Source organism: Pseudomonas sp. HMWF006, assembly GCF_003061205.1.
Taxonomy (GTDB): domain Bacteria; phylum Pseudomonadota; class Gammaproteobacteria; order Pseudomonadales; family Pseudomonadaceae; genus Aquipseudomonas; species Aquipseudomonas monsensis.
Genome location: NZ_QAIU01000142.1, coordinates 1 through 7,065, shown reverse-complemented (window position 1 = coordinate 7,065; position 7,065 = coordinate 1). Strand labels below are relative to the sequence as shown.

The following is a 7,065-nucleotide window of genomic DNA, read 5'->3' as shown; positions in this document are numbered from 1 at the left end:
ACTCCAGGGTCACTTCACCCTTGAGCAGTGGTCGGCAGCTGTCGTTCAGACGCAGCCCGCCATACCCTTCGTGATCGACATCGGCCAGCCCGCGCGCAACCAACTGGCGAAACAGCGAACGCCATTCGCTTTCGCTGAGCGCCTTGCCGACGCCGTACACCGACAGATGCTGATGGCCGAAGCTGCGGACCTTTTCGTTGTCCTTGCCCAGCAAAACATCCACCAGATGACCTACGCCATAACGCTGGCCGGTGCGGAAAATCGCCGACAACGCCTGACGTGCCGGCTCGGTGGCGTCCCAGGTCTGCACGCCATCGACGCAGTTGTCGCAATGGCCGCACGGCTCGGGCATGTCTTCATCGAAGTAGGCCAGCAGCGTCTGGCGACGGCAGCGGGTTTCTTCACACAGCGAAAGCATGGCGTCGAGCTTGTGCTGCTCCAGACGCTTGTGCCGCTCATCGCCTTCGGAGTTCTGCAGCATCTGCTTGAGCATCACCACGTCTTGCAGACCGTAGGCCATCCACGCATCCGCCGGCAGACCGTCACGGCCACCACGCCCGGTTTCCTGGTAATACGCCTCAAGGGATTTCGGCAGATCGAGGTGTGCGACAAAGCGCACGTTGGGCTTGTCGATACCCATGCCGAACGCGACGGTGGCGACCATGATCAAGCCTTCCTCATTGAGGAAACGCTTCTGGTGATAGGCACGCAGATCGTTGGGCAGGCCGGCGTGATACGGCAGCGCCGGGAAGCCTTGTTCGCTGAGGAACGTCGCCACTTCCTCGACCTTCTTGCGCGACAGGCAATAGACAATGCCGGCATCGCTGCGCCGCTCGGCGAGGAACGCCAGCAACTGCTTGCGCGGCTGCTCCTTGGGCACGATCCGATAGAAGATGTTCGGCCGGTCGAAGCTCGACAGGAAACGCTCGGCGTTCTGCAGATGCAGGCGGGTAACGATTTCTTCGCGGGTACGCTTGTCGGCGGTGGCGGTCAGGGCAATGCGCGGCACGTCGGGAAACATTTCCGCCAACTGGCCCAGTTGCAGGTATTCCGGACGGAAATCGTGGCCCCATTGCGACACGCAGTGCGCTTCGTCGATGGCGAACAACGCAATGTTGAGCCCTTGCAGGAACGACAACATGCGCGGCTGCACCAGACGCTCGGGCGCCAGATAGAGCATCTTCACTTCGCCACGCTTGATACGGGCTGCGAGGTCGCGCTGTTGCTCGGCGCTGAGCGTGGAGTTCAATGCGGCGGCCGCTACGCCCAGTTCTTCGAGGGTGGCGACCTGATCGTCCATCAAGGCGATCAACGGCGACACCACCACTGCCAGGCCTTCGCGCAGCAGCGCCGGCACCTGGAAGCACAGGGACTTGCCGCCACCGGTAGGCATCAGCACCAGCGCATCACCGCCGCTGGCCACGCGCTCAATGATTGCACCCTGACGGCCACGGAAACTGTCGTAGCCGAAGATGTCCTTGAGGACGCGTTGAGCCTGTTCGAGCATAAAAACTCCAAAAATCTACCGAAACATCCCTGCACAGGCTGGTTCAGGACAGCCAAGGCTGCTTAAACAAAACGTAAGAGCGCATTGCCAGACAATCGCAATACGAGCAGGGAGCGCAAAACGCGGCAGTATACCCGAGCCCTCCCCGGCAGGGGGTGCCGCTTAGAAGACACTCTCAAACCTGCCACATAAATCCCACAGGGTTATTGGTGTTGTCTGTAATTACGGCAAATCTGCCGTGCGGCTGGCTTGAGCGCGCAAGAAGGCCTAGAATTCCCGCATTGTTTATTCCCCCAAGGTAGCCCCGTAATGTCCTTCGCTGAGCAACTGACCCGCCTGCAAGTTTTCCTCGATGCCGACGAGCTGCATGACGAGGCGCTGGATTACGTGGCCGCCCACGGGTACCTGACCGCGCTGTCGATCTGCGCAGAAGAGGTACCGGAGCGTGAGTGGATCGACGCCCTGTTCGCTGAAGAGCCGCATTACAGCAGCGACGCCCAGCGCGAAGAGATCGAAGCCACCCTGATCGGCCTCAAGGCACACATCGCCCGTCAACTGGCGTCCGACGAAGAATTCGAGCTGCCATGCGAACTGGATCTGGGCGACGAGCCGGACGACTCCGAACTGCGCGGCTGGTGCATCGGTTTCATGGAAGGCGTGTTCCTGCGTGAAGCGGCCTGGTTCGAAACCGCCGAAGAAGAGGTCAGCGAAATGCTCCTGCCGATCATGGTCGGCTCGGGTCTGTTCGACGAACAGCCAGAGTTCGAAGACATCGCCAAGGACGCCAACCTGATGGACGACATGATCGTGCAAATTCCGGAAGCCCTGACTGCGCTGTACCTGCTGTGCCAGGCGCCTGACGAAAAACCGGCGATCCTCAAGCCACGTCACCACTAAGCTCCGGCCTATGGACAACCCCATAGGCAACCGCCCCCTGATGTTGCGCTACATCCTGCTAGCCATCGGCTGGCTCAGCGTGGCATTGGGGGTGATCGGGATCTTCCTGCCCGTACTGCCTACCACTCCTTTCCTCCTGCTGGCGGCCGCCTGTTTCGCCCGCAGCTCTCCGCGTTTCTATCGCTGGCTGGTCGAACACCCGAAACTGGGTCCGTGGATTCGTGACTACCTCGACGGCAACGGCATTCCGCTCAAGGGCAAGGTCTACGCGATCGGGCTGATGTGGGCGAGCATTCTGTTCTCGTGCTACCTGGTACCGATGCCGTGGGCACGGGGGTTCATGCTGACCAGTGCGGTGTTGGTGACGGTTTATATTCTTCGGCAAAAGACGCTGTAAAAACCCTGATTTCCCTCTGCCGCATTCAGACCATTCGTCCGAAAAGCGCACCAACCTGTCAGATCTGACAGTAGCCGACACGCTTTGATTCAGCCTACAACAGGGCAACTGTTTCTCACCCTCAATGTTTGCAGGCGGAGTTGCCCCCATGACTTCTTTCAGATTTTTCCTGTTTCCTGCGCGCAAGGATTTGTCGTCCCGCGTAGCACCGCTGCAAAATTTTCCGTTGTACATCCCCGGTATGATTCGTCCGATTGTGGACGGTGATGGCGGTATCGGTATCGAGGTGTTTGAAGAAAATGAGAACGGAGTTTTTTGCCTTATCGATCCTTACCCCGGGATGGGCGAGGATGATTTGATACCGGTGTTCTGGAATTCGACACAGATTATCGAACTGAAGGTCAAAGACACGGAGGTCAATCAACGCCTGTTCTTCTTTCTGCCAAAAGACAGGATTGTCCCCGGCTGGGCCGAAAGCTATTACCAGGTTACTCGCGCTGGTCAGCCTGCTCCCGACGAGCCCTCCGCCATTCTGAAACTGCTGGTCAAGCTCAATCGCCCCGCCGGCGATGACAGACAGCAGCATCTACCCTGGCACTCGGAACTGGACATCGTTGGCCTGCCGGAGGATGTCATCAACAATGGCGTCACCAAAGAATGGTCAGCCAAAGGTGTACCAATGACCATCAAGCGCTATCCCGACATCCGCGAACGGGACGTTATCTGGATCAAATGGGGCAGCATCTTGCTCGCACCGCACGAGGTGACGCCCGCCGAAGCCGACGGCACCGTCGCGATTGTCATCACCGCCCTGCCGGGTGACATCCTCACCGCCGGTGACAGTGCAAAGTTGCCGATCCGCTATGAAGTGCATGATGAGCTTTGGAATTACGCCGAAGACTGGTCAAAGGAAACCACAGTATCCGTAGAGGCTGGTGCTGCTCGCCTGGGCGCAGCCATTTTCAAAGACGCCGAAGACGGCAAACTCCATCTTGACAGGCTCGACCATCAGGCCACCAACCTGCTGATCCTCATCGAGAGTAATGACGAATTCACAGCGGGCGACACGATCACCATCAGGGTTATCGGGATCGCCGGCCCGGGAGTTGCGCCAAGGACATTCACCAAAGAAGTCATCGTCGGCAACCCGCCTTACATTCTGCAACAACCTATCCCTTATGAATTCGTCAGCCTGTTCGCCACCGGCACCCTCGATGGTGCTTACGTGCTGCACAAACAGGATGGCAGCGATCCGCTTTCCTCAAAACGTACGTTTGTCGACGTGATCGGTAACCCGTCACAATTACCGGCACCGACAATCAGTGAAGTGATCGGCGCCATTCTGCCGGCCGATAGTCTGCTCGCGACCGTGACGGTTGATTACCCAGCGATTGACTTAGGAGACACCATAAATCTGATCTGGGAAGGTACCCGGTCCGGCGGCGCGCCCTATTTACATGAACAACAATATGACGTCAGCAGCGACGATCAGGAGGCCGGTTTCACCCGGATTACCGTCGACCGTGAACATATCGAGGCATTGGCCAACGGCATCCTCAAGCTTTTTTACCGGGTGTACAACGAAAAGACCAAACAATACGGCATCAGCGAGTCGGACTTTCTCAGGGTAGAGGTGCGTGATGTGCGTGCAACGCTACCTGCCCCTGAAGTGGAAGAAGCCAAGGACGGGGTGATCGATCCAACACAGGTTTACACACAGGCCCACGTACTGGTGAAACCGGTCAATTGGGTCAAGGGCGATATCCTGACCTATCACTGGACGGGTTATAACGCCTTTGGCACGACCAAGGGCAGTGTACCGATTACCCAACTGTCGATCGGCGAGACCATCCGTTTCCGGGTGGATGAGTACTACGTCACGACCAACATCGGCTTTACGGTGACGGTGCGCTACACCCTCCTGCATGCCGCGACTGGCCAATACAGCTATTCGGCGCCTCTGACCGTCATCGTCGGCGTCCCACTCGGTCGTTTGCTGCCCCCCACAGTTCTCCAGGCGACTGACAGCGCACTCGATCCCATGAAGGCACTCAACGGTGTCGATATTGAATGCCGCTATGACACGATGGACGAAAAACTCGATGTGTTGAAACTGCTATGGATCGGCACCCCGGGGGCAGGTACCTCAGATGACCTTGAGAAACCGGGCGAAACTGCGGGCACGGTCACCTTCCACCTTCCCTCCTCGGTGGTGGGGGCCAACATCCTCAACACCGTTTCGCTCAAATACGCCGTGCAGCGCCATAAGCTCTGGACGCAATCGGAAGAGCTTGCGCTAAACGTACTGGGCTTCCAGAACCCGGAAACCGAACTGCCAAGGCCTGAGGTTCCGCAGGCAGTCAAGGCCGTTCTGGATCTGATGGAGTTCAGCGGCGACGCCCGGGTTCTGGTCAGCCCTTGGCCTTTCATCGCCAAGGGGCAAACCGTCGATGTTTATCTCGAAGGCAGAACCAGCTCCGGCACCTACGTCATTGACGTGCTCAAGGGTCATGAAATCAACGAGCAGCAAGCCGTTACGGGTCTGAATGAAGCACTGATGAGATCCGAGTTACTGAAACTGCTACACAGTTCTCCGGCCACGGTGACGTGCAAAGTGATTTTCGATGGCAGCAAAGATCAATCCGCAGCGATCCTGTTTCCACAATTGCCACTGACCATACGGACCCGCTACGACTACGTGACACCGATCATTACCAGTGTGAAAGACCAGCAAGACAAGGAAATTCCCGAGGCGGGCCTGACCTACGATAAGCGCGTGGCCATTCAGGGCACGGCCACACGGGGCGAAAAGGTCAATATCAGGATCAACAATGATGCGCCACGGACTGTCGATGTCATTGCCCCCGGCACTTGGGGTGTTACTGCAGGCAATCTGACTGAAGGTTTGCAGAGCATAACGGTCGAGGCTTTGTATGACGCAGATCCGGCGATCAGCAAGCCACGAACGTTCACCATTGGTATCGCCACCCGACCGAGCATCACCGCCGTCACCGACTCTCTGGGGCCTGTTGCCGATAACGGAAGCAGCTACGACACTGACATCGACGTGTCGGTTATAGCCGATCCGAATCAAGGGGTTCAGTTATACGACGGCGATACGGCGATTGGCTCGCTCATTCCCCTTGATGGCAAAGGAGAGGGATCGACGACGCTGACCAATCTGACGCGTAAAACCTACGCGATCAAAGCCCGGGCACTCTATGGTGATCGGCTGGAATCGCCTGTGCACAGGTTTACGATCAAACCACACGCCGCTATAACGCTGACCTCGGTCAAGCATTCAAATGGTGAACTGGTACAAGGAGGAAACACCTATGACAACACAGTCACGCTGACAGGTGCATTCACACCGCTGTATGAGGTGCAAGTTTATGACAATGATGTTCCCCGACAGATCGTGAGCACCCTACAAAATGGAACCTGGACAACCAGTCTGGCGGTGGATCTGGGTAATCACGCGGTATACGTCAAAGCGGTAGCAACGGACCTGCAATCCACTAGCCGAAACTTCACCAGAGTTCTCCTGCCGCCTCTGACCATCGCGCCGACCGAGGTTACCATCAGCGGTTATCTGGTCAGACGCACAGACAGAGCGGTGACTCACCCGCACGCGGGCACTCATGCCACTCGTGTAGCCACGGGCGGCGTACCGCCCTATCGTTACAGCACTGATACGCCTCAGAGACTTCAGGTCGATGCTTCATCAGGGAGAGTGATCGGCATTCGAAACGGTAGCGGTCGGGTGATTGTGACCGATAGCAGGGGCAGTACGGCTTCGTATCCGGTCACTATCCAGAACGTCTGGTACATCGCCAATTACGGAGGCGGTCGCCATAATCTGGCAACCATGAACGCGACAGCCAACAATGCAGGCGGCAAAATGCCGCGCATCAGTGACTATGGCAATATGCGCACGGCCTACGCTGGCGATCCCGGCGGGTATGCCAACGACTACTACTGGGTAGAAGATACCCATGCGTGGGGATCACACTGGTTGTGTCGCCCAACAGATGGAGTGACGTTTGGATCAAATGACAACCGCGGAGTGGGTTGCATAGGTGTTCTATTGCGCACCTGACTCAGACTGCCTTGTGCAAAGGAGAGCGGACAAATGAGGACTCATTTGTCCGCTCCGGCTTTTTGCTAGCCCCGCACCACGACAATTCTTGAGTTATTTCGCGGAGGTCTCCGTCCGTCGCAAACCCCAACGCACCTGTCAGATCTGACAGGTGCCAACTTCGCC

Annotated in this window: 4 protein-coding genes; 3 read left to right on the top strand and 1 reads right to left on the bottom strand. The window is 57.5% G+C overall.

The window, feature by feature from the left end; translation table 11 throughout:
* Window positions 1–1,507, bottom strand: a 1,507-nt coding sequence (gene recQ / locus DBR24_RS05695) for a DNA helicase RecQ (RefSeq protein WP_128614160.1), incomplete at its 3' end; no start/stop codon positions are given.
* Between the two features lie 309 nt (window positions 1,508–1,816).
* Here recQ and DBR24_RS05690 point away from each other — a divergent pair.
* The 3 genes from DBR24_RS05690 to DBR24_RS05680 all read left to right on the top strand — a co-directional run bounded on the left by DBR24_RS05690 (window position 1,817) and on the right by DBR24_RS05680 (window position 6,900).
* A complete protein-coding gene (locus tag DBR24_RS05690; protein WP_123465629.1) occupies window positions 1,817–2,404 on the top strand; it encodes a YecA family protein in 588 nt (195 codons plus the stop codon).
* 10 nt (window positions 2,405–2,414) lie between these two features.
* Complete coding sequence (locus tag DBR24_RS05685) at window positions 2,415–2,801, top strand: YbaN family protein (protein WP_128614159.1); 387 nt, start codon at window positions 2,415–2,417, stop codon at window positions 2,799–2,801.
* A gap of 148 nt (window positions 2,802–2,949) precedes the next feature.
* Entirely contained in the window at window positions 2,950–6,900 is a 3,951-nt protein-coding gene (locus DBR24_RS05680) for an Ig-like domain repeat protein (RefSeq protein WP_128614158.1), read from the top strand.
* Window positions 6,901–7,065 lie beyond the last annotated feature (165 nt).

Coding starts and splice junctions, on each gene's coding strand:
- DBR24_RS05690 (WP_123465629.1), top strand. CDS start 1,817: ATGTCCTTCGCTGAGCAACTGACCCGCCTGCAAGTTTTCCTCGATGCC.
- DBR24_RS05685 (WP_128614159.1), top strand. CDS start 2,415: ATGGACAACCCCATAGGCAACCGCCCCCTGATGTTGCGCTACATCCTG.
- DBR24_RS05680 (WP_128614158.1), top strand. CDS start 2,950: ATGACTTCTTTCAGATTTTTCCTGTTTCCTGCGCGCAAGGATTTGTCG.